Annotated in this window: 20 protein-coding genes, 1 tRNA gene, 1 pseudogene and 1 riboswitch; of the genes and pseudogenes, 11 read left to right on the plus strand and 11 right to left on the minus strand. The window is 63.2% G+C overall.

Annotated elements, in window-relative coordinates:
- Positions 1–193: pseudogene (locus F1542_RS13725) on the minus strand (hypothetical protein); the annotation flags it as partial.
- A gap of 306 nt (positions 194–499) precedes the next feature.
- Between F1542_RS13725 and F1542_RS13730 the strand changes: the two are divergent.
- From F1542_RS13730 to F1542_RS13755, 6 genes are all read left to right on the plus strand, one after another.
- Positions 500–1546 (plus strand): rod shape-determining protein, encoded by a 1047-nt coding sequence (locus F1542_RS13730; RefSeq protein WP_010515049.1) that lies wholly within the window; start codon positions 500–502, stop codon positions 1544–1546.
- Positions 1547–1690: 144 nt separating this feature from the next.
- Positions 1691–2605 (plus strand): rod shape-determining protein MreC, encoded by a 915-nt coding sequence (gene mreC / locus F1542_RS13735; RefSeq protein ID WP_019091016.1) that lies wholly within the window; start codon positions 1691–1693, stop codon positions 2603–2605.
- Entirely contained in the window at positions 2602–3168 is a 567-nt protein-coding gene (locus tag F1542_RS13740; protein ID WP_193733526.1) for a rod shape-determining protein, read from the plus strand. Before mreC ends, F1542_RS13740 begins: the two co-directional genes overlap by 4 nt.
- Before the next feature lie 36 nt (positions 3169–3204).
- A complete protein-coding gene (gene mrdA / locus F1542_RS13745; RefSeq protein ID WP_193733527.1) occupies positions 3205–5124 on the plus strand; it encodes a penicillin-binding protein 2 in 1920 nt (639 codons plus the stop codon).
- 61 nt (positions 5125–5185) lie between these two features.
- A complete protein-coding gene (gene rodA / locus F1542_RS13750) occupies positions 5186–6340 on the plus strand; it encodes a rod shape-determining protein RodA (protein WP_193733528.1) in 1155 nt (384 codons plus the stop codon).
- Complete coding sequence (locus F1542_RS13755; RefSeq protein WP_193733529.1) at positions 6340–6732, plus strand: DUF3293 domain-containing protein; 393 nt, start codon at positions 6340–6342, stop codon at positions 6730–6732. The genes rodA and F1542_RS13755 overlap by 1 nt, the downstream gene beginning before the upstream one ends.
- Before the next feature lie 60 nt (positions 6733–6792).
- On the opposite strand, the gene glyS is transcribed toward F1542_RS13755, so the two are convergent.
- Positions 6793–8853 carry a glycine--tRNA ligase subunit beta gene (gene glyS / locus F1542_RS13760; protein ID WP_193733530.1) on the minus strand — a complete coding sequence of 687 codons (2061 nt, stop codon included), beginning with the start codon at positions 8851–8853 and terminating at the stop codon, positions 6793–6795.
- A 6-nt stretch (positions 8854–8859) separates the two neighbouring features.
- Positions 8860–9750 (minus strand): glycine--tRNA ligase subunit alpha, encoded by an 891-nt coding sequence (locus F1542_RS13765; RefSeq protein WP_010507187.1) that lies wholly within the window; start codon positions 9748–9750, stop codon positions 8860–8862.
- Between the two features lie 210 nt (positions 9751–9960).
- On the opposite strand from F1542_RS13765, the gene F1542_RS13770 reads away from it, so the two are divergent.
- Together F1542_RS13770 and alkB are read left to right on the plus strand one after the other, a co-directional pair.
- A complete protein-coding gene (locus F1542_RS13770) occupies positions 9961–10731 on the plus strand; it encodes a DUF2076 domain-containing protein (RefSeq protein WP_193733531.1) in 771 nt (256 codons plus the stop codon).
- A gap of 156 nt (positions 10732–10887) precedes the next feature.
- Positions 10888–11544, plus strand: a complete 657-nt coding sequence (gene alkB / locus F1542_RS13775) for a DNA oxidative demethylase AlkB (protein WP_193733532.1) — start codon at positions 10888–10890, stop codon at positions 11542–11544.
- A 379-nt stretch (positions 11545–11923) separates the two neighbouring features.
- Here alkB and eda read toward each other — a convergent pair whose 3' ends face one another.
- The 7 genes from eda to ssb form a co-directional block, all read right to left on the minus strand.
- Positions 11924–12538: a bifunctional 4-hydroxy-2-oxoglutarate aldolase/2-dehydro-3-deoxy-phosphogluconate aldolase gene (gene eda, locus F1542_RS13780; RefSeq protein ID WP_010507182.1), complete on the minus strand. Its 615-nt coding sequence runs from the start codon at positions 12536–12538 to the stop codon at positions 11924–11926.
- Between the two features lie 46 nt (positions 12539–12584).
- Positions 12585–14423 carry a phosphogluconate dehydratase gene (edd, locus tag F1542_RS13785; RefSeq protein WP_193733533.1) on the minus strand — a complete coding sequence of 613 codons (1839 nt, stop codon included), beginning with the start codon at positions 14421–14423 and terminating at the stop codon, positions 12585–12587.
- Positions 14424–14892: 469 nt separating this feature from the next.
- Positions 14893–14968, minus strand: a tRNA-Lys gene (locus tag F1542_RS13790).
- A gap of 232 nt (positions 14969–15200) precedes the next feature.
- Positions 15201–15692 carry a peptidylprolyl isomerase gene (locus F1542_RS13795; RefSeq protein ID WP_141262055.1) on the minus strand — a complete coding sequence of 164 codons (492 nt, stop codon included), beginning with the start codon at positions 15690–15692 and terminating at the stop codon, positions 15201–15203.
- A 62-nt stretch (positions 15693–15754) separates the two neighbouring features.
- Positions 15755–16267: a pantetheine-phosphate adenylyltransferase gene (coaD, locus tag F1542_RS13800; RefSeq protein WP_193733534.1), complete on the minus strand. Its 513-nt coding sequence runs from the start codon at positions 16265–16267 to the stop codon at positions 15755–15757.
- Positions 16260–19061 carry a DNA gyrase subunit A gene (gene gyrA, locus F1542_RS13805; RefSeq protein WP_193733535.1) on the minus strand — a complete coding sequence of 934 codons (2802 nt, stop codon included), beginning with the start codon at positions 19059–19061 and terminating at the stop codon, positions 16260–16262. The genes coaD and gyrA overlap by 8 nt, the downstream gene beginning before the upstream one ends.
- A gap of 163 nt (positions 19062–19224) precedes the next feature.
- Positions 19225–19758 (minus strand): single-stranded DNA-binding protein, encoded by a 534-nt coding sequence (gene ssb, locus F1542_RS13810; protein WP_110556482.1) that lies wholly within the window; start codon positions 19756–19758, stop codon positions 19225–19227.
- A 314-nt stretch (positions 19759–20072) separates the two neighbouring features.
- Here ssb and uvrA point away from each other — a divergent pair, with 314 nt between their 5' ends.
- The 3 genes from uvrA (at position 20073) to speE (ending at position 24729) form a co-directional block, all read left to right on the plus strand.
- Positions 20073–23111 carry an excinuclease ABC subunit UvrA gene (gene uvrA / locus F1542_RS13815; RefSeq protein ID WP_193733536.1) on the plus strand — a complete coding sequence of 1013 codons (3039 nt, stop codon included), beginning with the start codon at positions 20073–20075 and terminating at the stop codon, positions 23109–23111.
- Positions 23112–23270: 159 nt separating this feature from the next.
- Positions 23271–23735: an adenosylmethionine decarboxylase gene (gene speD, locus F1542_RS13820; protein ID WP_025437442.1), complete on the plus strand. Its 465-nt coding sequence runs from the start codon at positions 23271–23273 to the stop codon at positions 23733–23735.
- A gap of 133 nt (positions 23736–23868) precedes the next feature.
- A complete protein-coding gene (gene speE, locus F1542_RS13825) occupies positions 23869–24729 on the plus strand; it encodes a polyamine aminopropyltransferase (RefSeq protein ID WP_193733537.1) in 861 nt (286 codons plus the stop codon).
- Positions 24730–24806: 77 nt separating this feature from the next.
- Here the strand turns inward: speE and F1542_RS13830 are convergent, their stop codons facing one another.
- Positions 24807–25118, minus strand: a complete 312-nt coding sequence (locus tag F1542_RS13830; protein ID WP_193733538.1) for an antibiotic biosynthesis monooxygenase family protein — start codon at positions 25116–25118, stop codon at positions 24807–24809.
- A 126-nt stretch (positions 25119–25244) separates the two neighbouring features.
- Positions 25245–25332: riboswitch (glycine riboswitch) on the plus strand.
- Positions 25333–25405: the final 73 nt, after the last annotated feature.

The following is a 25405-nucleotide window of genomic DNA, read 5'->3' on the forward strand; positions in this document are numbered from 1 at the left end:
CGCCAATGGCAGCCCCCCGTCCGCCACCGGCCAGGCCGCCGATCAGTGCCCCGCCCCCTGCGCCCAGCAGGCCGCCGCCAATGGCGCGTTGGCCAGGATCACGGGTGTCCTCGCACGCACCAAGACCAAGGCACAGCCCGGCGGCAAGCAGTATTGCCGGGCGGAAGGTCATGCGGGGAAATATGGTTTTCATGTATGTCTTTTTCCGGTATTGCGGACATGGATGGCACGATGACATCCCAGCCGCTGTCACTACAAAATGGTATGGCGCGGATGGTTTGGCCATGACCAAAGCGGGGCATTTTGTAACAATCATCAAAAGTGTGAAGATTTTAACAAATTAAAATTGTCTGGCCCCTTGCCCCTCCCTGCGCGCGCCGGTAATCCCTCAACCTGATCCAGACGGTTTTCGACAGTAAGGCAGGCATGCCATCAGGGTATGCCTTGCTGGTCGGGATGTAGGACAGTCCTGTCTGGTGGTTGATGTCGGGAGTTCTGGATGTTTGCTCGTGTACTGGGTCTGCTTTCCGCTGACATGGCGATCGACCTCGGCACGGCGAATACGCTGGTTTACGTCAAGGGGCGTGGTATCGTCCTGAATGAACCGTCGGTCGTCGCGCTGGCAGAGGTACGGGGCAAGAAGCAGGTTCTTGCGGTCGGTGAGGAAGCCAAGCAGATGGTTGGCCGTACCCCCGGCAACATCACGGCCATCCGGCCCCTGCGTGATGGCGTGATCGCGGATTTTGAAGTCGCGGAAGAAATGATCAAGCATTTCATCCGCAAGGTGCATAACCGCCGCATGTTTGCCAGCCCGCTGATCATCGTGTGCGTGCCATCCGGTTCGACTGCGGTGGAACGTCGCGCCATTCAGGAAAGTGCGGAAAGCGCCGGCGCGCGCAAGGTCTTCCTGATCGAGGAACCCATGGCCGCCGCCATCGGCGCGGGCCTGCCGGTGACCGAGCCTTCGGGCAGCATGATCGTGGATATCGGTGGCGGCACGACGGAAGTGGCCGTGATCTCGCTTGGCGGTATCGTGTACGCCCGCTCCGTGCGGGTGGGTGGCGACAAGATGGATGAGGCGATCATTTCCTACATCCGCCGCAACCATAACCTGCTGATTGGCGAAAGCTCGGCCGAGCAGATCAAGATCCACCTCGGCTCCGCCATGCCGCCCGATGACCCGGATGACCCGGGTCCGTGGCGTGAGGTCAAGGGGCGCGACCTGATCAACGGTGTCCCGCGCGAAGTCGTGGTGTCGCAGGCGCAGATCGCTGACAGCCTGGCCGAACCGGTCAGCCAGATCCTTGATGCGGTGACCACCGCGCTGGAAAACACGCCGCCGGAACTGGCGGCGGATATCGTGGACAAGGGCATTGTCCTGACGGGCGGTGGGGCGCTGCTCTATCGTCTGGACGAAGTGCTGCGGCGTGAGACCGGCCTGCCGGTTACGGTAGGTGAGGACGCGCTGTCCTGTGTGGCGATGGGCACCGGCCGCGCGCTTGAGGAAATGAAGCGCCTGCGCAATGTACTGACAAGTATGTACTGACGAACGGGACAGGTGCGCTGCCTGCTGCGTAGGGAGGGCAGCGTGCGCATGGGGGAGACGCAGGACGATGCAGGTCCGGCGACCAGGCAGTATTGGACGACCCGGCAGGCGTGACGTAACCGTTGCGCATGGAAGGCTGGGCTGATGCCTGTTTCCATCCAGTTCCGTCAGGCGCTTGGCAAGCTGGTGCTGCCTGCGCTGATCCTTGTGGCCTGCGGTGTGATCCTGCTGGGCAAGGCGGATCGCCCGCTGATTGAAAAACTGCGTATGCAGACCGCTGACCTGCTGGCCCCTGCCTACGGTCTGGTGGCGTGGCCGCAGGCGAAGCTGCGCTGGCTGTCGGGCAACCTGCAGGATATCCGTAACCTCGAAGCCGAAAATATCCGCCTGCGTGCCGAAAACGTGTCGCTGCGCCACTGGTATGACGTGGCGGCGGCGCTGGCGGATGAAAACGCCGCGCTGAAATCGAACCTGCACTGGATTCCCGATAACGCGCCCGCCTTTGTCACCGGGCGCGTGGTGCGTGATACCAGCGGTCTGTATGCCCGCGCCGTGCTGCTGGCGATCAATCCCGACACGGCGGTCCGCAAGGGGGGAATCGCGCTGGATGGATCGGGGCTGGTGGGCCGGGTGACCGAGGTGGGCAAGCGTTCGGTCCGCGTGCTGCTGATTACCGATTCGTCCAGCCGCCTGCCGGTCACGCTGGAATCCAGCCATGCGGCGGCCATCATGGCGGGGGACAACACCGCCCTGCCGCGCATCATCTTCTATCCGCAGGATAACGTCCCGATCGAGGGGGAACGTGTCGTGACCAATGGGGAAATCGAAAGCCTGCCGGCGGGCCTGCCCGTGGGGCATGTGCATTACCTGCGGCCGGGGCAGCCTGTCGTGGTGCCGGCGGCGGCGCTGGACCATATCGATATCCTGCGCATATTCGATTACGAGGACAGCGTGTCCCCGCCCGATGCCCCGGGCCGCGTGCCGCTGCCCAATGTCGGGCGGACCATGTCCCTGCCATCACAGTTCCAGTCCCATCCCGATCAGGGGCTGCATGGATGAAAACCTTCACGCCGCCCCCGATCCGGCCCGGCATCCACCCGCGTTCGGGGCTGGGTTACCGCATTGACCATGGCATGCGCAGCAGCGTGCCATGTCTGTTCGTGTTTTTCGTGGCACTGGTGCTGTCCGCACCGCTGAACCTGCCGGGGCAGGTGGAACTGATGCCCGCCGTCATCATGGCCACCGTTTTCCTGTGGTCGGTGTTCGTGCCGGTGTTCATGCCCTCGATTGCCGTGTTCATGCTGGGCATATGGGTGGATATCCTCAGCTTCGGGCCGGTGGGGGTCATGCTGCTGATGATGCTGATCGTGCATGGCATCGCGCTGTCGGGACGTTACACGCTGGCACGGGTTAATTTTTTTGTACTCTGGTTTGTGTTTGGCGTGGTGATGGTGGGCATTACGGCGCTACAATGGGTGCTGTGTTCCGCACTGGCCTTGCATATTGTGGAGTTTCTACCCTTTGTTTTCGAGACAGTCCTGGCCTTCGGCAGTTTTCCTGTCCTGTATACGGGGTTTGTCTGGACCTATCGTTTTGTCGTCAACAACGCGGACCCTTCCTGAAGCGGATGCGATCGTGCGCCCGCGCCGGATAAATGAATGAAGTTTCGTAAGAAGAAATCCGGCAACCGGCTCATGTCCCGTCCCGAGGAAGGCAAGAATCCTTCCCGTGGCGTCTTCACCCGCCGTGCGCTCGTGCTTATGGCGGCACAGGGCGCCGTGCTGGGGGCATTGGGGGAACGTCTGTACGGGCTTCAGGTTCTCAACGGCAGCCATTATGCGAAGCTTGCGGAAAACAACCGCCTGAGCAAACGCTTCTTCGCGCCGCCACGCGGGCGGATCACGGACCGTTTCGGCATTTCGGTCGCATCCAACCGCATCAACTGGCGCGCGCTGCTGCTGGCGGAAGAAACCACCGACATTGCCGGGACGCTGGAACGGTTTGGCCAGCTTGTGCCGCTGGAGCCGCGAGACCTGACGCGTATCGAACATGAACTGAAGCACAAGCGGCGGTTTATCCCGATCATGCTGCGTGATTTCCTGTCATGGGATGACATGGCGCGGCTGGAACTGAACATGCCCTCGCTGCCCGGCGTGCTGATTGATGTGGGCACCACGCGCGTCTATCCCTTTGGCCCGTTACTGGCGCATGTGGTGGGTTATGTCGCCCCGCCCGCGGAAAAGGACGTGGTGCATAATGCCGAACTGGCGCTGCCGGGCATGCGCGTCGGCCGTTCGGGGATCGAGCAGACACAGGACGGCAACCTGCGCGGGCAGGTCGGCTCGGTCGAGATGGAGGTCAACGCCGTTGGTCGCGTCATGGCTGAACTGGACCGTGACGAGGGACTGGCGGGGGACGAGATCGCCCTGACCATCGACAGCGGCCTGCAGCAGCAGGTGCTGGGCCGCATTGCCGACCAGTCGGCCAGCGCCGTGGTGATGGACTGCCGCAATGGCGAAGTGCTGGCCATGGTCAGCAACCCGTCATTTGATCCCTCCCTGTTCGATAGTGGCGTAAGCCAGGCCCAGTGGATCGAATGGACCAACAACAGCCAGACCCCGCTGATCAACAAGGCGGTGTCGGGACTGTACCCGCCCGGTTCCACCTTCAAGCCCGCCGTGGCCATGGCGGCCCTGCGCGCGGGCACGCTGTCGCCATCCGACCGGATTTCCTGCCCCGGTTACATTGATGTGGGCGGCACGCGCTTCCACTGCTGGTCGCGCTATGGGCATGGGTCGATCAACCTGCGCCAGGGGCTCAAATATTCCTGTGACGTCTTCTTTTACGAAGTCGCGCGCCGTACCGGCATGGACGCGATCGCGGCCACGTCCGAACTGTTCGGGCTGGGTGCGAAGCTGCCTGAAATCGAGCTGCCCCATGTGCGCCAGGGCCTGATCCCCACGCCGACATGGCGGCGCAAGCACGGGCACCACTGGAATGGCGGCGATACCATTGTCAGCGGCATCGGGCAGGGATTTGTGCAGGTCACGCCGCTGCAACTGGCGACCTATGCGTCCCGCATCGCCACGGGGCGTGACGTGCAGCCGCACCTGATCCGTTCCATCGCAGGCCGCACGGCGGCGTTGACCGACCTTGGCCATGCATCGGGCATGGACATGCCCGACCAGTTCTTTCAGGACATCCGCGCGGGCATGTTCGCCGTGGTGAATGAGGAAGGGGGTACGGCCCCCAAGGCCCGGCTGGATATTCCGGGCGTGCAGATGGCGGGCAAGACCGGGTCGGCGCAGGTGCGTCGCGTCTCGCGCGCGATGCGTGAAAGCGGGCACTTCAATTCCGCCAACCTGCCATGGGAATACCGGCCGCATGCGCTGTTCATCTGCTATGCCCCGTATGACGCGCCGCGTTACGCCACGGCGGTCGTGATCGAGCATGGCAATGCGGGTGCGGATGTCGCCGCCCCCCTTGCGCGTGATATCATGACCGATACCCTGCGCCGCGATCCGGTCAACCACCGTGAACCGCCGGGGCAGGAAGTGGCACAGGCCGAGGTGGACTGACCCACCCGGCCGCGATCCCGTCCGGGGCCACGCCATTGCCGTGCCTGTTGTGGAGAATGGAATGAAATTCCAGAAACGCCTGCTGCGCGCCGAACCCAATTTCCAGATCCTGACCAAGCTATGGCAGGTCAACTGGCTGTATGTGCTGCTGATCTGCGCGCTGGCGGTGGTGGGGTATGGGGCACTGTATTCGGCAGGCGGCGGCACGTCGCGCCCGTTTGCGGGGCCGCAATCCATCCGCTTCTGCTTTGGCGTGGTCATGATGCTGGGCATTTCACTGATGAGCCCGGGCATTCTGGCACGCATGGCGTGGCCGCTTTACATCTTCTCGCTCATCCTGCTCGTCGCCGTGCTGCGTATGGGGCATGTGGGCAAGGGGGCGGAGCGATGGCTCATGCTGGGTGGGATGCAGGTGCAGCCATCGGAACTGGCCAAGATCGCCCTTGTCCTCATGCTGGCGGCATGGTTTCACAAGATCAGTTACCGCCGCATGGGCAATCCGCTGTTTCTGGCGCCGCCTGCTCTGATGGTGCTTGTGCCGGTCGCCCTTGTGCTCAAGGAACCCAACCTTGGCACCGCCGTCATCATCGGCACGGTGGGGGCCTGCATGTTCTTTGCCGCGGGCATGCGGCTATGGCAGATCGCGCTGCTGATCCTGCCCATGCCGTTCCTGGCAAAGATTGCCTATGGCCACCTGCATGATTACCAGAAGGCGCGGGTCACCACCTTCCTGCATCCCGAAAGTGACCCGCTGGGGGCGGGCTACAACATCATCCAGTCCAAGATCGCGCTGGGGTCAGGCGGCATGTGGGGGCAGGGTTATCTGCACGGCACGCAGGGACAGCTGAACTTCCTGCCTGAAAAACAGACCGACTTCATCTTCACCATGATTGCCGAGGAATGGGGGTATGTCGGTGGCGTTACCGTCATTGGCATGCTGCTGCTGCTGGTTTTTGGCGGCATGCTGATTGCCATGCGCAGCCGTAACCAGTTCGGGCGACTGCTGGGGCTGGGCATTTCGGTCAATTTCTTCCTGTACTGCGCGGTCAACCTGTCCATGGTGATGGGGGCGATTCCAGTGGGGGGCGTGCCGCTGCCGCTGATTTCCTATGGCGGGTCGGCCATGCTGATGGTCATGTTCGGTTTCGGGCTGCTCATGTCCGCATGGGTGCATCGCAATGATACCTTTGGCGAAACGCTGGAGAACAGGGACTGATGGCGGGCATTGTCCCGCCCACGGCTGCTGTTCACCGTGCCTATCGCCTGAGTACCTATCACGCGCGTGGCCTGCCGGTTATCCGCATTGGCCAGCCGCCGCGCTGGCGGGGCAGGGTGCCAGAAGGCGATATCGTGCTGCTGAGCGCATGCAATCCCGGTGGTCGGCTGCGTGCGGATGGCTGGAACCGGCGGATGATGCGCGCACTGGCGCGGTATCTGCATGGCGTGCCGCATGCATTGGGTGAAGGACGGCTGGGCCGGTGGTCCGAACCGCTTTATGCGGTGCGGGTGCCGCTGGCGCGCGGGCTGTGGCTGGCGCGGCTGTTTCGGCAGAATGCGGTGGTCGTGCTGCATGGCGCGCGGCCCGCGCGGCTGGTGTATCTGCCGTAAGGAAAGAATGCCGCCTTTTTGGAAAAAAGGCGGCACCCAAAACGTCTATCAGTAGTCTGTTCAGCCCTCGATCTGGCTGAAATCAGCAATCAGTACCGTCATGCGGCACAGTTCCGACAGCAGGCGCAGGCGGTTGGCGCGCACGGCGGGATCGGTGTCATTCACCGTGACCTTGTCAAAGAACTGGTCAAGGGTCGGGCGCAGGGCCGCCACGTCACGCATCGCGTCCGCGTAGCGTTCCTGTGCGATGGCCTGCTCGACAGCCGGGATGGTCTTCTGCAACTGTTCGGCCAGCGCCTTTTCCTCTGGCTGGGTGTACAGCGCCGGGTTGGGCGTGCCCTCATGCGGGCCATCCTTGCGGTCCTCGATGCGCAGGATGTTGGCCGCGCGCTTGGTCGCCGCCAGCATGTTGCGCCCGTCCTCGGTCTCCAGCATGTCGGCAATGGCCTTCGCACGCGCCAGCAGGCGCACGATGTCGGTATCCGTATTGCCAACCGATACGGCCGCCAGGATGTCATGCCGCGCGCCTTCGCCACGCAGTTGCACGCGCAGGCGGTCGGCCACGAATTCCGGCAGAACGTCCAGATCGGGGGCAAGGCGCAGGGATTCGGGCAGCCCCTGTGCCGCTTCCCAGAACACCTTGGCCAGATCCAGCCGCAGCCCGTTTTCACGGATGATGCGGATGATCCCCAGTGCTGCGCGACGCAGGGCATACGGGTCGCCCGACCCACCCGGCTTTTCACCCACGGCAAAGAAGGCGACCAGCATGTCGATCTTGTCCGCCAGCGCGACCGTGACCGAAACCGGGGCATGGGGCACGTCGTCCTGCGGGCCACGTGGCATGTAATGCGCGCCAATGGCATCGGCCACCGCATCCGCTTCCCCGTCATGACGGGCGTAATAGGCCCCCATGACGCCCTGCAGTTCGGGGAATTCCCCTACCATGCCGGTGGTCAGGTCCGCCTTGCACAGCAGGGCCGCGCGTTCGGCCTGTGCCCTGTCCGCCCCCGTCAGCGGGGCCAGCAGCCCGGCAAGGCGGACAATGCGCTGCACACGTGCGCCCTGGCTGCCAAGCGCGGCATGGAACACGATCTGGTCCAGCGCGGGCACGCGGCTTTCCAGCGTGCGGGCGCGGTCAAGGTCCCAGAAATGGCGGGCGTCGGCAAAGCGTGCGCGCAGCACGCGTTCATTGCCTGCAATGGTCAGCGCACCGCCATCACGGGGCAGCAGGTTGGCGACGAAGGCAAAGCGGGGGGCGGCCGAGCCATCGGCGTTGCGCAGCGCGAAGTAACGCTGGTTCACGCGCATGGATACCTGCATCACCTCGGGCGGCAGGGTCATGAATTCGTCGTCGATCTGGCCCAGGAACGGCACCGGCCATTCGGTCAGGCCCGCGACTTCGTCAATCAGGCCGGGATCGGCCACGACGCTCAGCCCTTCCTCGGCGGCAAGGCTGGCCACACCCTCGGCAATGGTGGTGCGGCGCGCGGCTGCGTCAGGTTCGACCTGATGGGCGCGCAGGCCATCCAGCCATTCCTTCGTGCTGCTGACCGCAAACGCGCCCGGGGCGGTGAAGCGGTGGCCTTCGGTCAGGTTGCCGGATTTCAGGCCGTGGCCGTTATCCTCGCCTTCCGCCAGGGTGAAGTCCACGACCACGCCATCAAGGATGCACACGATCCGACGCAGCGGTCGCACCCATGTAAAGGCGCTGCCCACACCCCAGCGCATGGATTTGGGCCATGGGAAGCGGCGCAGCAGGCCGGGCATGACATTGGCTACCTGCCGGGCGGCGGGGATGGGTGCGATCTCACGGTGCAGCACCCAGAAGCCGTTTTCCGCCACCAGCGCGTCACGGTCCACCCCATGCTTGCGCATGAAGCCCGCCAGCGCCTTGTCCGGCGCACTTTCACGCGGGCCGCGTTCGTTCACCGTGCCACCGGGCACGGTTGTATCGACCGTCAGCGACAGCGCGATGCGGCGGGGACCGGCAAATGCCGCAGCATTACGCGGGTTGAGCGGGCTGAGTGCCTCGCACACCAGGCGTTCAAGGTCAGCCGCCGCGCGTGTCTGCATGCGGGCGGGGATTTCCTCGGAAAAGAGTTCGATAAGAAGTTCGGGCATGATCTCTTATTCCTCGCCCGCCAGCCACGCTTCGCAGCAGCGTTTGGCCAGCGCGCGTACGCGGCCGATATAGGATGCACGCTCGCTGACGCTGATCACGCCGCGTGCATCAAGCAGGTTGAACAGGTGACTGGCCTTCAGGCACTGGTCATAGGCTGGCTGGGCCAGCCCCGCTTCGGCCAGAGCGGTCGATTCGCGTTCGGCGTCGATGAAGTGGCGGTGCAGCATCTCCACATCCGCCACCTCGAAGTTGTGGCGGGAATAATCCTGCTCCGCGCGCAGGAAGACATCGCCGTATTTCAGGCCCTGCCCGTTGAAATCGAGGTCATAGACATTCTCGATTCCCTGCACGTACATCGCCAGCCGTTCCAGCCCGTAGGTCAGTTCGGTCGAGGGCATGACGGTGGGAATGCCGCCAACCTGCTGGAAATAGGTGAACTGCGTCACCTCCATCCCGTCGCACCAGACTTCCCACCCCAGGCCCCATGCGCCGATGGTGGGATTTTCCCAGTCATCTTCCACAAAGCGGATGTCATGTTCCAGCGGGTCGATGCCGATGGCGCGGTAGCTGTCCAGCAGCAGTTTCTGGCTGTCTTCCGGCGTGGGCTTGAGCAGTACCTGATACTGGTAATAGTGCTGCAGCCGATTCGGGTTTTCGCCATAGCGGCCGTCGGATGGACGGCGGCAGGGCTGGACATAGGCTGCCTTCCACGGTTTCGGGCCCAGCGCGCGCAGCGTGGTGTGCGGCGACAGCGTGCCCGCGCCCACTTCGGTATCGTAGGGCTGGAGGATGGCGCAGCCCTGATCGGACCAGAACTGGTGCAGTTTCAGGATCAGCCCCTGAAACGACAGCGGGCGGGAAGACGTGGGTGATCGGGGCACGGGGGCCGGGTCCATGAACAAGATGCTCCGCAAAACGGGGACAGGTATGCACCATCTGGCGCAAAATCGCCGGACAGCATACCGTTATGCGGCCCCGACCGGAAGGTAGGGCGTGCCCTGAGCCGGGATCGGCCCTGCATGGCAGGATCCGCCCTTGCTTATTGCGCCCGCACGAACCACATCGGCAGGGGAACGATATCCCCAGCCCAAGGCAGGACAGACAGGATGAATGACCAGGAACGCCAACTGATCACACAGTTTTTTGCCCGCGTCGGGGGCAATGCCCCCGGCAGCGTGCCCCAGACGGCAAACGCCCTTCCGCCGATCGACCCGCAGGCCGACCAGTATATCGGGGAGATGTTCCAGAAATATCCTGAAGCCCGTTACCGCATTACCCAGACCGCCGTGGTGCAGGAAGCCGCCCTGGCGGAGGCCCAGAACCAGATCCGCCAGCTTCAGTGGCAGGTGCAGCAGGCGCAGCAGCAGATCCAGCAGCTGCAGCAGCAGGCCCAGTCCCGGCCCGCGTCGGGTGGTGGCGGGTTCCTCAGCGGCATGTTCGGCGGTGGTCAGCAGCGCGCGCAGCAGGCGGCACCCCCGCCGGGCTGGGGAGGTAACGCGCCGTCCGCCCCGCCGCCGCAGCCGGTCTATCCGCCGGGCATGCAGCCGGGCATGTTCCCCTCCCGCGGGTCGGGTTTCCTTGGCTCGGCCCTGACAACGGCGGCGGGTGTCGCCGGGGGCATGATGATGGGCAATGCGCTGACGGGCCTGTTCAGCGGTCACCATGACGCGGGTGGATTTGCCAGCGGGATGCCGCAGCCGGGTGGTGAGACGATCATCAACAACAACTACGGTGACAGCACGGCGGGCACCGGTGGTGCCGATCCGTTCGCCGGTGGCGGCACCAGTGCCGATTCCGGCTTTGACGCCGGTGGTGGGGATGATGGTGGCGGATTCGACGGCGGCGGTTTCGACGCGGGCGACGACAACAGCTTCTGACCGGCCTCATGGCGCGGCAGGGAAGGGGCATCCATTATGGGTGCCCCTTTTTTTTCCAAGTGGCGTTTCCTGAAGCTTCCTGAAAAATGCTTCGCCAGAAATTTTCATGTTTATCAGTGATTTGTTTTCAAATCGCAGCAGGGGAAAGGGCAGGGCATGACACAGCGGGAATTCATGCTCGACCTGCCACCTTCCCCTGTTCCGAAGCATGAGGTGCTTGATACGGGGGCCGCTGTGCTGCGTGGCCATGCCGCCATGCAGGCGGCGGACATGCTGGCGGGCATAAAGCAGATTGCGCGGCTGTCCCCCTTCCGGCGCATGACGACGGCGGGCGGCGGCACGATGTCGGTTGCCATGACCTGCTGCGGGGCTGCTGGCTGGTGCAGTGATGCGCGTGGGCACCGTTATGAAACCCGTGATCCCCTGACCGGCCGGTCGTGGCCCGCTTTGCCGCCTGCGTGGCGGGCATGGGCCACCGACGCCGCGCGGCTGGCGGGGCATGACGGTTTCGTACCTGATACCTGCCTGATCAACGGATATCGTCCGGGTGCGCGCATGGGGCTGCATCAGGATGATGATGAACGGACGGATGCGCCGGTTGTGTCCGTCTCCTTCGGCCTGCCCGCCATGTTCCAGTGGGGCGGGTTGCAGCGTAATGACCCGGTCCGGCGCATTCCCCTGCTGCATGGGGATGTCGTGGTGTGGGGCGGCCCATCACGGCTGGTGTTTCACGGTATCGCAGCATTGCGGGCAGGCCTGCACCCGGTGACGGGGCCGTGCCGTTACAACCTGACCTTTCGGCGGGTCTGGTAAGATCGTGCGGCCTCAGGGCTGGCGAAACGGCCTGCTTCAGTTGCCGGAATTCCCTTTTATCCCACACGCATTCTTCATACAGCCTGCCGATGAATGCATGGTCGCTGAAATATGGGTTGTAGGGGGCGTTGCGGGCGATGGTCCGTTCTGCCCTGGTCATGATCCATGACTGGCCCGTTCCTTTATCGGACCATCATGGCGGTATTGCACCCTGTCAGGAAACGCGGAAGGGGAAGGCGACACCAGCAACCGTCGGGCATGTAGATGGAATGGAAGTTTTTGGTGAAGCTTTTTTCAAAAAAGCTTCAGAAAGAATGCCGCCTTTTTAAAAAAAGGCAGCATCCGAAAAATTTTATTTTTATCAACTGATTATGGGGTATCAGGCCTTGAGCGCCGCAGCCTGTTTCGCGCGTGCCGTAATTGCCGCGACATCGGGCGTGCCCGCGGGTACCAGCCATGATCCACCCACGCACAGAACGGAGGGCAGGCCCAGCCAGTCTGCTGCCGTATCGGCCTTGATGCCGCCGGTGGGGCAGAAACGCGCCTGACCGAACGGGGCGGACAGGGCCTTCAGCGCCGGGATGCCACCTGCCGCAACGGCGGGGAAGAACTTGAAATGCGTAAGCCCCAGGTCCAGCCCGCGCATGATGTCGCTGGCATTGGCCGTGCCGGGCAGCAGCGGGACTTCGCACGCATTTGCGGCATGAGCGACATTGGCGGTCAGGCCGGGGCTGACGATAAAGCGGGCACCCGCGTCAACCGAACTTTTCAGGTCATCGCCATTCAACACGGTGCCAGCGCCCACAACAGCGCCTTCCACCTTCGCCATCTCGGCAATGACATCCAGTGCGCATTCGGTGCGCAGGGTGACTTCCAGCGCGCGCAGGCCACCGGCCACCAAGGCCTCGGCCACCGGGCGGGCATGGGCGGGATCGTGAATGACCAGCACCGGGATAACCGGGGCAAGGGTCATGATGTCTTCAATGCGGGCCATGTCGGCTTCCCTTTTTTACAACGGTTCGCGGCGTATGCGCCGGGGTTCAGGCGTCTTCTTGTGCCGCCATGTGGTCCATGGAGGCAAGGATGGCCGAGGCCCCCTGTTCCGGCATGTCCACATTTGCGCGCATGAGTGCGAACAGTTCGCGCCCCGTGCCAAACTGCGGTGCGGGCGGACGTGATGGCGTGCGGTTCGCCAGTTCCGTGGCCGAAACCAGCGCATCAATCTGGCCCGTCTGCGCGCACACACGCACCATGTCCCCGTCGCGCAGCAGCGACAGCGGGCCGCCGACATAGGCTTCGGGGCCGATATGGATGGCGGCGGGCACCTTGCCGCTTGCACCCGACATGCGGCCATCGGTCACCAGCGCCACCTTGTGCCCGCGGTCCTGCAGTACGGCCAGTGTTGGCGTCAGCTTGTGCAGTTCGGGCATGCCATTGGCGGCGGGACCCTGAAAGCGCACGACGACAACTACGTCACGGTCCAGCTTTCCATCACGGAAGGCCGTCAGCACGTCCTCCTGATGGTCGAACACGGCGGCCGGGGCCTCGATCGTCCAGCGTTCGGGGGCGACGGAACTGGTCTTGTAAATGCCACGGCCCAGATTGCCGTCCATGACCTTCATGCCGCCATCGGCACGAAACGGGTTGGCGGGTGCGCGCAGGATGGTGTCATCGGTGGAGGGACCGGCTTCTTCCCACGCCAGTGCATCGTCCTTCATGCACGGCTTCGTGCGGTATTCGGCAAAGCCGCCACGGGCCACGGTCATGATGTCGGGATGCAGCAGCCCCGCATCCAGCAGGGAACCGATCAGGCTGGGCATGCCGCCCACCGTGTGGAAGGCGTTTACGTCTGCCGACCCGTTGGGATAGACGCGGGTCAGTTGCGGTACGATGGAGGATAGCTGGTCCAGATCGTCCCAGTCGATCACGATACCCGCTGCCCGCGCCATGGCGGGCAGGTGGATGGCCAGGTTGGTGGACCCGCCCGTGGCCAGCAGGCCGACGGCCGCGTTGACAATGGCGCGTTCATCCACGCACAGGCCCAGCGGACGATAGTCGTCGCCGCGTGCGCCGATTTCGCTCAGGCGGTGGATGGCGGCCCGCGTCAGTTCCTGCCGCAGCTTCGTATTGGGCGGCACGAAGGAGGAACCGGGCAGATGCAGCCCCATTACCTCCATCAGCATCTGGTTGGTGTTGGCCGTGCCATAGAACGTGCAGGTGCCCGCCGCGTGGTAGGAATCGGATTCCGCATCCATCAGCCGCTCCTTGTCCACCTTGCCTTCGGCGTAAAGCTGGCGGATGCGCTGCTTTTCGCTGTTGGGCAGTCCCGATGGCATCGGGCCAGAGGGGATCAGGATGGTGGGCAGGTGGCCAAAGCGCAGCGCGCCGATCAGCAGGCCAGGCACGATCTTGTCACAGATGCCCAGCATCGCCACGCCTTCGTACATGCCGTGGCTCAGCCCCACCGCCGTGGACATGGCGATCACGTCGCGGCTGAACAGGGAGATTTCCATGCCCGGCTGCCCCTGCGTCACGCCATCACACATGGCGGGTGTTGCCCCCGCTACCTGCGCCGTGCCGCCCACTTCGCGCGCGAACAGCTTGATCTGGTCGGGATAGCGGCCATAGGGCTGATGGGCGGACAGCATGTCGTTGTAAGACGTTATGATTCCGATATTCATGCCACGCGCCGACCGCAGCCCCGTCTTGTCATCACCCGATGCCGCGATGGCGTGCGCAAGGTTGCCGCAGGCCAGGCGGGGACGGCTTATGCCGTTGTCACGTTCACGCGCAATCAGGTCCAGATAGGCGCGGCGGGTACGGGCCGAACGGGAAATGACCCGTTCGGTCACGGCGGTCAGGACGGGGTGCAGGGTCATGGGATCTCACAGACATTGATAGACCTGCCCGCAGGCGGGGCGGGCGGATGCGCCATCCATTGCACCGGCAACGACAGCGGGTTTAAAAGCGGCCGGAATGTGCGAATATCCTGTGACCGCATGGCGAATGGTGATTTATTGGAAAAAATAAGCGCAGATCAAGACATAAAATTATAAAAATAATCACAAATACATAACTTAATTATTAAATCGAACATTCATATGCCTGTGGGCGCACATGCTCGTCCCACCTGTCCCGTCCTGATGGGCCGGATACAGGTGACGGTTTTCCCGGATGCGAGAGGGGAAATGGCATATGAAAAGGTGTATTTCGGTGAACCAGGCCATGAACCCGGCAGGTTCGCATTGCTGTGCGCGAACGTATCCGGCAACGGGTTTGAACGCCCGGAAATGGCGTATGGCCCGAAGGGAAGGGTCTGCATGGCAATGGAAAAGGGAAGACAGGAAATGGTGAGCCGGGTGGGGCTCGAACCCACGACCATTCGATTAAAAGTCGAATGCTCTACCGACTGAGCTACCGGCTCACATCACCTGTATGAAGGCGCTATCCATGGTCAGAAACCGTGGCGTCACACCTTGGGCAGGTCTCTAAACATCCCCGGCGGGGGTGTCAACCTGTGCATGAATGCATAAGGCCCGCAAAAACAGGCTGTGGTACCGGTGACGCCCCATGGGCGTCAGGCCACCGGTCACAGCCCGGGCTGGCCGGACGGCCACGCCGCAATGGGGCGCGTCGTCCGGTCGTGTACTGAAAAATCAGGCTTCGGCGTCAGCAGGGCGCATCTTGATGATGCGGTCGGGGTCCTGCACCATGCCGCTCTGGCCCGCGCCACGCTTGACCTTGTCAATGTGGTCCATGCCTTCGATCACCTGGCCCACGATGGTGTACTGGCCATCAAGGTGCGGGGAGGGTTCGAACATGATGAAGAACTGGCTGTTCGCGCTGTCGGGGTTCATGGTGCGGGCCATGCCGACCGTACCGCGTTCGAACTTGGCCTTGTTGGTGAACTCGGCCTTCAGGTCCGGCAGCTTGCTGCCTGACGTGCCGGTGCCCGTCGGGTCGCCGCCCTGCGCCATGAAGCCGTGGATCACGCGGTGGAAGGGGGTGTTGTCATAAAACCCTTCCGCCGCCAGCGTGCGGATACGTTCGGCCGCCAGCGGTGCGATGTCGGGACGCAGGCGGATCACCACCCGTCCTGTCTTGAGATCCATGTTGATCAGGTCGGACTTGTTTTCTGTAGCAGACATCGTGATCCGTTTCGTAAAATGAAGGGTTGGAGGCACGGGACCAGACATATGGCCCCGGTCCATCAGCCACGCAGGCGGCTGAGAATGTGCCTGCGGGTAAAGGGCGGGACAAAACCGGAAATGTCCCCATCCAGCCGGGCGATTTCCTTGACCAGCCGGGAGGAGATGTACTGGTGCCCCTCCCGCGCCATCAGGAACAGCGCGTCAATGTCCGGTGCCATATGCTGGTTCATACCAAACATCTGGTTCTCATACTCGAAATCCGCAACCGCCCGCAGCCCGCGAATGATTGCATGCGCCCCATGCGTACGCGCAGCATGCACCACCAACCCGGTAAAACCGACCACGGTAATGGGAATGGTGCGCCCGGCATTCAGCGGTCCGATATCGGTGCGCAGGCACAAAAGCCGTTCCTCCAGCGGGAGGAGGGGATGCTTGTCGCGGTTTTCCGCAACCCCGATCACCAGCCGGTCAACCAGCCCGGCCGCACGTTCGATGATATCCATGTGCCCGCTGGTCACGGGATCGAACGTGCCGGGGTAGAACCCCGTCCGGATGGTCGTAGCCTCAGTCATCCTGCCCTGCATCGCGGGTGGGGGCGTCATCGGTGGAGGGTTCGGTCACGCCCCCTTCGCCGTCCTCGCCTTCCTCCCCGTCATCCATGACCGGGAAAACGCTGGTGACTTCTTCGGTGTCATTCAGGCGGAACAGCGTTACGCCACTGGCCTGACGCGACATGATGCGCACCTGGTTGATGGGCAGGCGGATCAGGCGGCCGGCATCGGTCACCAGCATGATATCCGTGCCCGCCAGCACCGGCAGCGTCGCCACCACGGCATTGCCACGCTTGTTGGCGGAGAAGGTCATGTTGTTGATGCCCTGCCCACCACGGCCGCTGACACGGTAATCATAGGCCGAGGACCGGCGGCCATAACCCGCATTGCTGACGATCAGCAGCACTTCCTCCGCCGCTTCCAGTTCGGCAAAGCGTTCGGGCGTCAGGGGCAGGTCATCGGCCGGGGTCTCACCGTCATCGGCGTGTGTGACCTCATCCGTATCCTCGCCTTCAAGGGCAGCTTCCGCGCGGCGGCGGGCATTGGCCATGCGCAGGTAGGCGGCGCGTTCCTCCACCGTGGCCTCGACATGGTTGAGCACGCACAGGCTGTTCACGCTGTCGCCCTCGGCCAATCTTATGCCGCGCACGCCCGAACTGCCGCGCCCGGCGAACACGCGCAGCGTATCATCGGTGATCTGGAAACGGATGCAGCGCGCATTGCGGGTGCCCAGGAACACGTCCTGCCCTTCGCGGCAGGTGGCGACGCCGATCAGGCGGTCGTCCTCGTCCAGCTTCATGGCGATCAGGCCCGACGAGCGGATGTTGCGGAAATCGCTCAGCCGGTTGCGCCGCACGCTACCCGATGCGGTGGCGAAGACAAGGTGCAGGTTTTCCCACAGTTCCTCATCCTGCGGCAGGGGCAGGACAGCGGTGATCGTGTCGCTGCCAAGGTCGGGCAGCAGGTTGACCAGCGCGCGGCCCTTTGCGGTCGGGCTGGCTTCAGGCAGGCGCCAGACCTTTTCCCGATAGGCCTTGCCGCCGGAGGAGAAGAACAGCACCCACTGGTGCGTATGCGCGTTGAACGAACGGACAATGATGTCATCGCCCCGCCGTCCCGCCGCCGTGCGGCCACGCCCACCCCGGTTCTGCGCGCGGAATACATCCAGCGGGGTGCGCTTGATGAAGCCTTCGCGCGTGATGGTGACAACCATCTGGCCCGGCTCGATCAGGCTTTCATCAGTCTGGTCACCGGCATAATCGGCAATGTCGGTCGCGCGCGGCGTGGCCAGTTCGGCGCGGATGGTGGTCAGTTCGTTGCGCATGACCTCCATGCGGCGCGGGCGGCTGGCGATGATGTCCAGCAGGTCGTTGATCTTGACCGCCACTTCGGACAGTTCCTGCTGGATCTTGTCACGTTCCAGCCCGGTCAGGCGCTGCAGGCGCAGTTCAAGGATGCCGCGGGCCTGTGCTTCCGTCAGGTGGACCTTGCCATCAATGATGACATTGCCCTCGTCATGGATCAGTTCCAGCAGCGGCGCCACATCAGCCGCATCCCATGCGCGCGCCATCAGCGCCGCACGGGCGGATGCGGTGTCGGGGGCAGCGCGGATCAGCGCGATCACCGCGTCGATATTGGCCACCGCGATGACAAGGCCCACCAGCAGGTGGCCACGATCACGCGCCTTGTTCAGGTCAAAGCGCGCGCGGCGCAGGATCACGTCCTCGCGGAAGCGGATGAACGCTTCCAGCACGTCCTTCAGGCCCATCAGGCGCGGCTGCCCGCCATCAAGGGCCAGCATGTTTACGCCGAACGAGGTCTGGAGCTGCGTGAAGCGGTAGAGCTGGTTCAGCACCACCTCCGGCGTCGCCTCGCGCTTGATCTCGATGACGATGCGCATGCCCGAACGGTCGCTTTCGTCACGGATGTCGGAAATGCCCTCGACCTGCTTGGTGCGCACCAGGTCGGCAATGCGTTCCTGCAGCGTGGCCTTGTTCACCTGATACGGGATCTCGGTCACGATGATCGCGCGGCGGTCCTTGCGGATTTCCTCGATCTCGGCCTTCGCACGGATGATGACCGACCCGCGACCCGTTTCGAACGCGCTGCGGATGCCGGCGCGCCCCAGGATGGTGCCCCCGGTGGGGAAGTCCGGTCCCGGCACGTATTCCAGCAGGTCATCCAGCGTCATGTCGGGACGCGCGATCAGTGCAAGGGTCGCGTCAATGATTTCTGTGGGGTTGTGCGGCGGGATGTTGGTCGCCATGCCCACCGCAATGCCGGACGCGCCATTGACCAGCAGGTTGGGGAAGGCGGCGGGCAGGATTGTCGGTTCCTGCTCGCTTTCGTCATAGTTGGGCTGGAAATCGACGGTATCGCGGTCGATGTCATCCAGCAGGAAGGACGCGGCCTTGGCCAGGCGTGCTTCGGTATAACGCATGGCGGCGGGCGAATCCCCGTCGACCGACCCGAAATTGCCCTGCCCGTCGATCAGCTTCACCCGCATCGACCATGACTGTGCCATGCGCACCATGGCGTCATAGATCGAGGAGTCGCCATGCGGATGGTATTTACCCATCACGTCACCGACCGCGCGGGCCGATTTGCGATAGGGCTTGTCGTGGGTGAACCCGCTTTCGCGCATGGAATACAGGATGCGGCGATGCACCGGCTTCAGCCCGTCGCGCACGTCCGGCAGGGCGCGGCTGACAATGACGGACATCGCGTAAGCGAGGTAGGAGGAGCGCATTTCCTCCTCGATCGTGACCGGCAGCATGTCGGACGGGGGCAGGGGATCGTCGGGTATCTCGGTCAAGGCAGTTCCGTCATGTCAGGGTTATCCACCCCCGTGGCCGTGCAGGCACGCGGGTGGAACGGAAGGCAAGGCTATGGCCGGGGCGCGGCCATCATGTCCCTGCATATGTATAGCATGTCTTGTCCCCCGGCGCGAAGCGCCACGCGAGGGGGGTAAGGCGGGTCTAGAACGGGATTTCGTCGTCCAGGTCGCTGCCGCCGGCAGGCGCGTCCCAGCCGCCACCGCCGCCCGTGGCAGGACGTTCGTTACGCTGGGGCTGCTGGCGCGCGGGCGCGCTGTAGCCGCCACCACCACCGCCGCCATAGCCACCGCCCATGTCATCGCCGCCACCGGCGTCACCGCCACGGTTGCTGTCCAGCAGCACAAGGTCGCCACGGAAGCGGTCCACCACCACTTCGGTGGTGTAGCGGTCCTGGCCGCTCTGGTCGGTCCATTTGCGGGTCTGGAGCGAGCCTTCAAGATAGACCTTGCGGCCCTTGCGCAGGAAACGCTCGGCCACGTCGCCAATGCGTTCGTTGAAGATGACGACACGGTGCCATTCCGTCCGCTCGCGCCGCTCACCCGATGCGCGGTCATTCCATGTATCGCTTGTGGCCAATGTCAGCGAGACGATCTTCGCCCCGCTCTGGCTGTTGCGGACTTCGGGGTCCTTGCCCAGGTTGCCGACCAGAATGACCTTGTTGACGCTGCCCGCCATATGCTGTCCTGCTGCAGTTCGAGTATGGGACCGGCAGGGGATGAACCGCTGCCGACATGCCACCATGGGCCGCCAGATGGCGGGGGTGGCGAATGGATGCGACGATCTTACTGTATCGTCCCATAAATTGCGAGTGTGAGGACGCCGCCGCCGTCAATCCGGGCACAGGCCGCCAGAAGGGGCGGATAAGCGGCATTGTTGCGGTCTGTGCGTCGCCGCCCTTGTCGTAATGGACCGTCAGGACCAGATATGGGGTGGCCCGAAATGGCGGCCGGTATCCGCTTTCCCGCACGGGAACGGAACAGGGAGAGTTCATGAGCGTTTCTTCGCGTCCGGAACAGGTTCCGGCGGCACAGCATGTCAGCCCGCAATCCATCCGTGTACGCGGGGCACGGGCACATAACCTGAAAAATGTCGATATCGACATACCCCGTGACGCACTGACGGTTATGACCGGGCTGTCCGGGTCGGGCAAGTCGTCGCTTGCATTCGACACCATCTATGCCGAAGGGCAGCGGCGGTACGTGGAAAGCCTTTCGGCCTACGCACGGCAGTTCCTGGAGCTTATGGGCAAACCGGACGTCGATTCGATCGAGGGGCTGTCACCCGCGATCTCCATCGAACAGAAGACGACGTCAAAGAATCCCCGCTCCACAGTCGGTACCGTAACCGAAGTGCATGACTATATGCGCCTTTTGTGGGCGCGCGCGGGCGTGCCGTATTCCCCCGCCACTGGCCTGCCGATCGAGGCACAGACGATCAGCCAGATGGTCGATCGCGTCATGGCCATGCCAGAAGGCACGCGGTTGATGCTGCTGGCCCCGGTGCTGCGCGACCGCAAGGGCGAATGCAAGAAGGAACTGGCCGAACTGCAGCGCAAGGGTTTCACCCGCGTGAAGGTGGACGGTACGCTGTACACCATTGACGAGGTACCCGAACTCAACCGCCGCCTGCGCCACACGGTTGAAGCCGTGGTGGACCGCATCGTGGTCAAGGAAGGCATCGAAAGCCGCCTTGCCGACAGTTTTGAGACAGCACTCGGCCTGTCCGACGGTCTGGTCTATGCGGAAGAAGTGGTGAAGAACACACCGGAGGGCGAGGAAGCCCCGCGTACGGTGTTCTCATCACGTTTCGCCTGCCCGGTCAGCGGCTTTACATTGGAAGAGGTCGAACCCCGCCTGTTTTCCTTCAACGCGCCGCAGGGGGCGTGCCCGGCCTGTGATGGCATCGGGCAGGAAACCTTTTTCGATCCGCGCCTGATCGTGCCCGACGAATCGCTTTCGCTGGGTGCAGGGGCGATCGCGCCGTGGCGCAACAGCCAAAGCCCGTATTACACCCAGACGCTGGCCTCCATCGCAAAGCATTATGGCGTGTCGATGGATACGCCATGGGAAGACCTGCCCGAAGGCGTGCGCGACGTGATCCTTGAAGGCGGGAAAGACCCGATCGAGTTCACGTATCGCGATGACCGCCGCGCCTACAGCCTGACCAAACCGTTCGAGGGCGTGGTCAGGAACCTGCGCCGCCGCATGGCGGAAACCGACAGCGTATGGGTGCGTGAGGAACTGTCGCGCTACCAGTCCGAAAAGCCATGCCATGTCTGCGATGGCGCACGGCTGCGGCCCGAAGCCCTGTCGGTCAGGGTCGCTGGGCTGAACATCGCGCAGGCATCCGATATGCCCATCCGCAAGGCGCTGGACTGGTTCGGCACGGTGGAAGCGACGCTGACGCCGCAGCGGGCCGAGATCGCGCACCGCATATTGCGTGAAATTCTCGACCGCCTGCGTTTCCTTGATGATGTGGGGCTGGATTACCTGACCCTGTCACGTGGATCGGCCACCCTGTCGGGGGGCGAAAGCCAGCGCATCCGGCTGGCCAGCCAGATCGGGTCGGGGCTGACGGGCGTGCTGTATGTGCTTGATGAACCCTCCATCGGGCTGCATCAGCGTGACAATGAACGCCTGCTAGGCACGCTCGACCGGCTCAAGAAACTGGGTAACACCCTGATCGTGGTCGAGCATGACGAGGACGCGATCCGCGCCGCCGACTGGCTGATCGACATGGGGCCGGGCGCGGGCGTGAATGGCGGCACGGTCGTGGCCGCCGGCACGCCGCAGGAAGTGGCCGAAAACCCCAACAGTCTGACGGGGGATTACCTGTCAGGGCGCAAATGCATTCCCGTGCCCGCAAAACGCCGGAAAATCGACCCGAAGCGCGAACTGGTGCTGCACGGGGCCACGGGTAACAACCTGAAGGATGTGACGGCGAAGTTCCCGCTGGGCACCTTTACCTGTGTGACCGGGGTTTCGGGCGGTGGCAAGTCCACGCTGGTGATCGACACGCTGTACAAGGCCCTGTCGCGCAGGTTGATGGGATCGGGGCAGAATCCGGCGCCCTATACGGCCATCGACGGGCTGGACCAGCTGGACAAGATCATCGACATCGACCAGTCGCCCATCGGTCGCACGCCACGTTCCAACCCGGCGACCTATACCGACCTGTTCGGTCCCATCCGTGACTGGTTTGCCGAACTGCCGGAAAGCAAGGTGCGGGGATACAAGCCCGGGCGCTTCTCCTTCAACGTCAAGGGCGGGCGGTGCGAGGCCTGTCAGGGCGATGGGGTGCTGAAGATCGAGATGCACTTCCTGCCCGACGTGTTTGTCACCTGCGATACCTGCAAGGGGGCGCGCTACAACCGCGAAACGCTGGACGTAAAGTTCCGGGGCAAGTCGATTGCCGATGTGCTGGCCATGTCGGTGGATGAGGCGCTGCCCTATTTCTCCGCCGTGCCGCGTATCCGTGACCGGCTGGCCATATTGCAGAAGGTGGGCCTGGGCTACGTCGCCCTGGGCCAGCAGGCGACCACGCTGTCAGGGGGCGAGGCACAGCGCGTCAAGCTGTCCAAGGAACTGGCGCGCCGGGCCACGGGCCGGACGCTGTACATCCTCGATGAACCCACCACCGGCCTGCATACCGAAGACGTGCGCAAGCTGCTGGAGGTGCTGCACGCGCTGGTGGACCAGGGCAACACGGTCGTGGTGATCGAACACAATCTGGAGGTCATCAAGACCGCGGACTGGGTGATCGACATGGGGCCGGAAGGGGGGGATGGCGGCGGACGGATCGTGGCCTGCGGCACGCCCGAACAGGTAGCGGCCAGCCCCGACAGCCATACGGGGCGATTCCTGCGTCCGCTGCTGGAACACAGGCCGCTGGTGCCGGTTCCCGAACCGGACGGGAAGCCGGTGGGCAAGACAGGGGCACGCGGCAAAAAAGCCACAGCGGCCAAAGCGTCCGATCCCGTCAAAAAGAAGGGGAAACCGGTAAAAACCGGTCGTAAATCTGTAAAATAGACGTCTATTTTCGTGGGCGCTGATGACTGGGCTTGAAAAAACTTTGGCGGGGGTGCGAAAAACACTTGCGCCACAAGGCCCGCAGGCCCTATCAGCGCCTCTCTTGGCCCAAGGGGGCAATCTTGCCCAACAGGCTGTCTACTGGTTTGGGGGTACGTGATGAACGCACTTGCTCAACTGGGGATGGTCTCGGAACACCCGAGCGATAACCAGATTTCTTCAGCGCCGTTTTCGTCCGAGGACGACCGGAAGGATTATTTCGTCGAGAAAGACGGAATGAAGTTTGCGGGAACGCACCTTCTTGTCGATCTTTGGGATGCCCGGAATCTTGATGATCCCGAGCAGATCGACCGTACCCTGTGCGAAGCCGCCGTGACGGCCGGGGCTACGATTTTGCACAGTCATTTCCATCACTTCACGCCCAATGGTGGCGTGTCGGGCGTGGTCGTGCTGGCGGAAAGCCATATCTCGATCCACACATGGCCCGAGCGGAATTTCGCTGCCGTGGATATTTTCATGTGTGGGGCATGCGATCCGCATCTTGCGATCCCGGTCATGCAGCGTCTGTTCCAGGCCGGCCGGATCGAAGTGGATGAACAGCGCCGCGGGCGCGTGCAGCTTTAACCGGCTGTGGTCGGGACGGGGTTTACCCCCTGTTCCGATGTGACTTTCACGACAAAACAGAAGTGCCGGGCCGGATTGATTTCCGGCCCGTGCTTTTTCATGTGCATTGATTAGGACGGAAAGGGGGATCGCAATGTCCCGTGAGTGGATCAGCGAGGGCCTGTACGAAGGCTGGCGGCAGGAACTGCGTGTGGACCGGATGCTGGCGCGCAAAAAAAGCGCGTTTCAGGATATCGCCGTGTTCGAGAACGTCGATCTCGGTCGTGTGCTGATGCTGGATGGCGTGGTCCAGATCACGGAACGTGACGAATTCGTCTATCAGGAAATGCTGACCCACGTGCCCCTGCTGGAACATGGCGATGCGAAGCGCGTGCTGATCATCGGCGCAGGCGATGGCGGCGTGCTGCGCCGCGTGCTGGAACACGGCACCGTGGAAAAGGCCGTGATGGTCGAAATCGATGGTGATGTGATCGCGCTGTCCAAGGAATTCCTGCCCTCCATCGCCGGGAATGCATGGAACGACCCGCGTGCCGAGGTGATCGTGGGCGACGGAATCGAATACGTGACCAATGCGGCGGATGGGTCGTTTGATGTCATCATCGTGGACAGCACCGACCCGATCGGTGTGGGCGAAGTGCTGTTTACCGATTCGTTCTACAAACACTGCGCCCGCATCCTGACAGCCAACGGTATTATCGTGAACCAGTGCGGCGTGCCGTTCATGCAGGCGGATGAACTGCGTGACACCAGCGCGCGGCGGGCACAGTTCTTCGATCATGTATCGGCCTATGTCGCGGCGGTTCCCACCTATGTCGGCGGGTTCATGACGCTCGGTGTCGCAGCCAAGGGCAGCGTGCCGGGCCAACAGCCGGTCGATGTGATCCGCGCGCGCGCGCAGAAGGCGGGTATTGCGGACACCCGGTACTGGACGCCGGAAATGCACGTCGCATCCTTCACCCTGCCGCCCTATATCGCGCGGAACCTGCCGCGCTGACCCTGTGGTGCGGATGAAATGAAAAAAGGCCGGAGGGAAGTCCCCCCGGCCTTTTTTATTGCGCCGTCAGCAGGCCGTCAGGACCTGGGCGCAATGCGCGCGGTCTTGCGCAGGCTGACCAGTTCCACGCCCAGTTCCTTCACGCCTACTTCAAAGACCTTGAAATGGGGGGTGGCGAGATGGGTCTCGAACGCATCTTCGTCATCATAGACTTCCACCAGGATGACGGTCTGCGGGTCATCCATCGGGCTTACGGCTTCAAAGCGCTGGCAGCCGTTTTCATCCGCCACGGAATGCGCGCTGTCATAGGCGCACAGTTCGAGGAAATGGTCACGGTTTTCGGCAGGAACGCGGAATTCGGCCACGATGGTCAACGGGCTTGTGGTCATGGCGATGTATCCTTTTTTATATTACGACACCAGAACGTAGTGCCTGAATGCCGTGGTGTCACGGTGTCCGGAAGACGGGATGGTTTTCATGGATTGACTTGGCGCATCCGGTCATGTCAAGTCAGCTTTGTCGACACGGGAGAGACTGGCCCCGCGCCAGCGCCGAAGGAGCAACCGCCCCGGAAACTCTCAGGCCAAAGGACCGGTCGGCCGAGAATTCTGGAAAGAGGTGCCCCGATCCGGGCACCCGCCGACGGGATAGCGATCTCAGGCACATGCGACAGAAG

This window comes from Komagataeibacter sp. FXV3 (assembly GCF_015155755.1).
Lineage (GTDB): Bacteria > Pseudomonadota > Alphaproteobacteria > Acetobacterales > Acetobacteraceae > Komagataeibacter.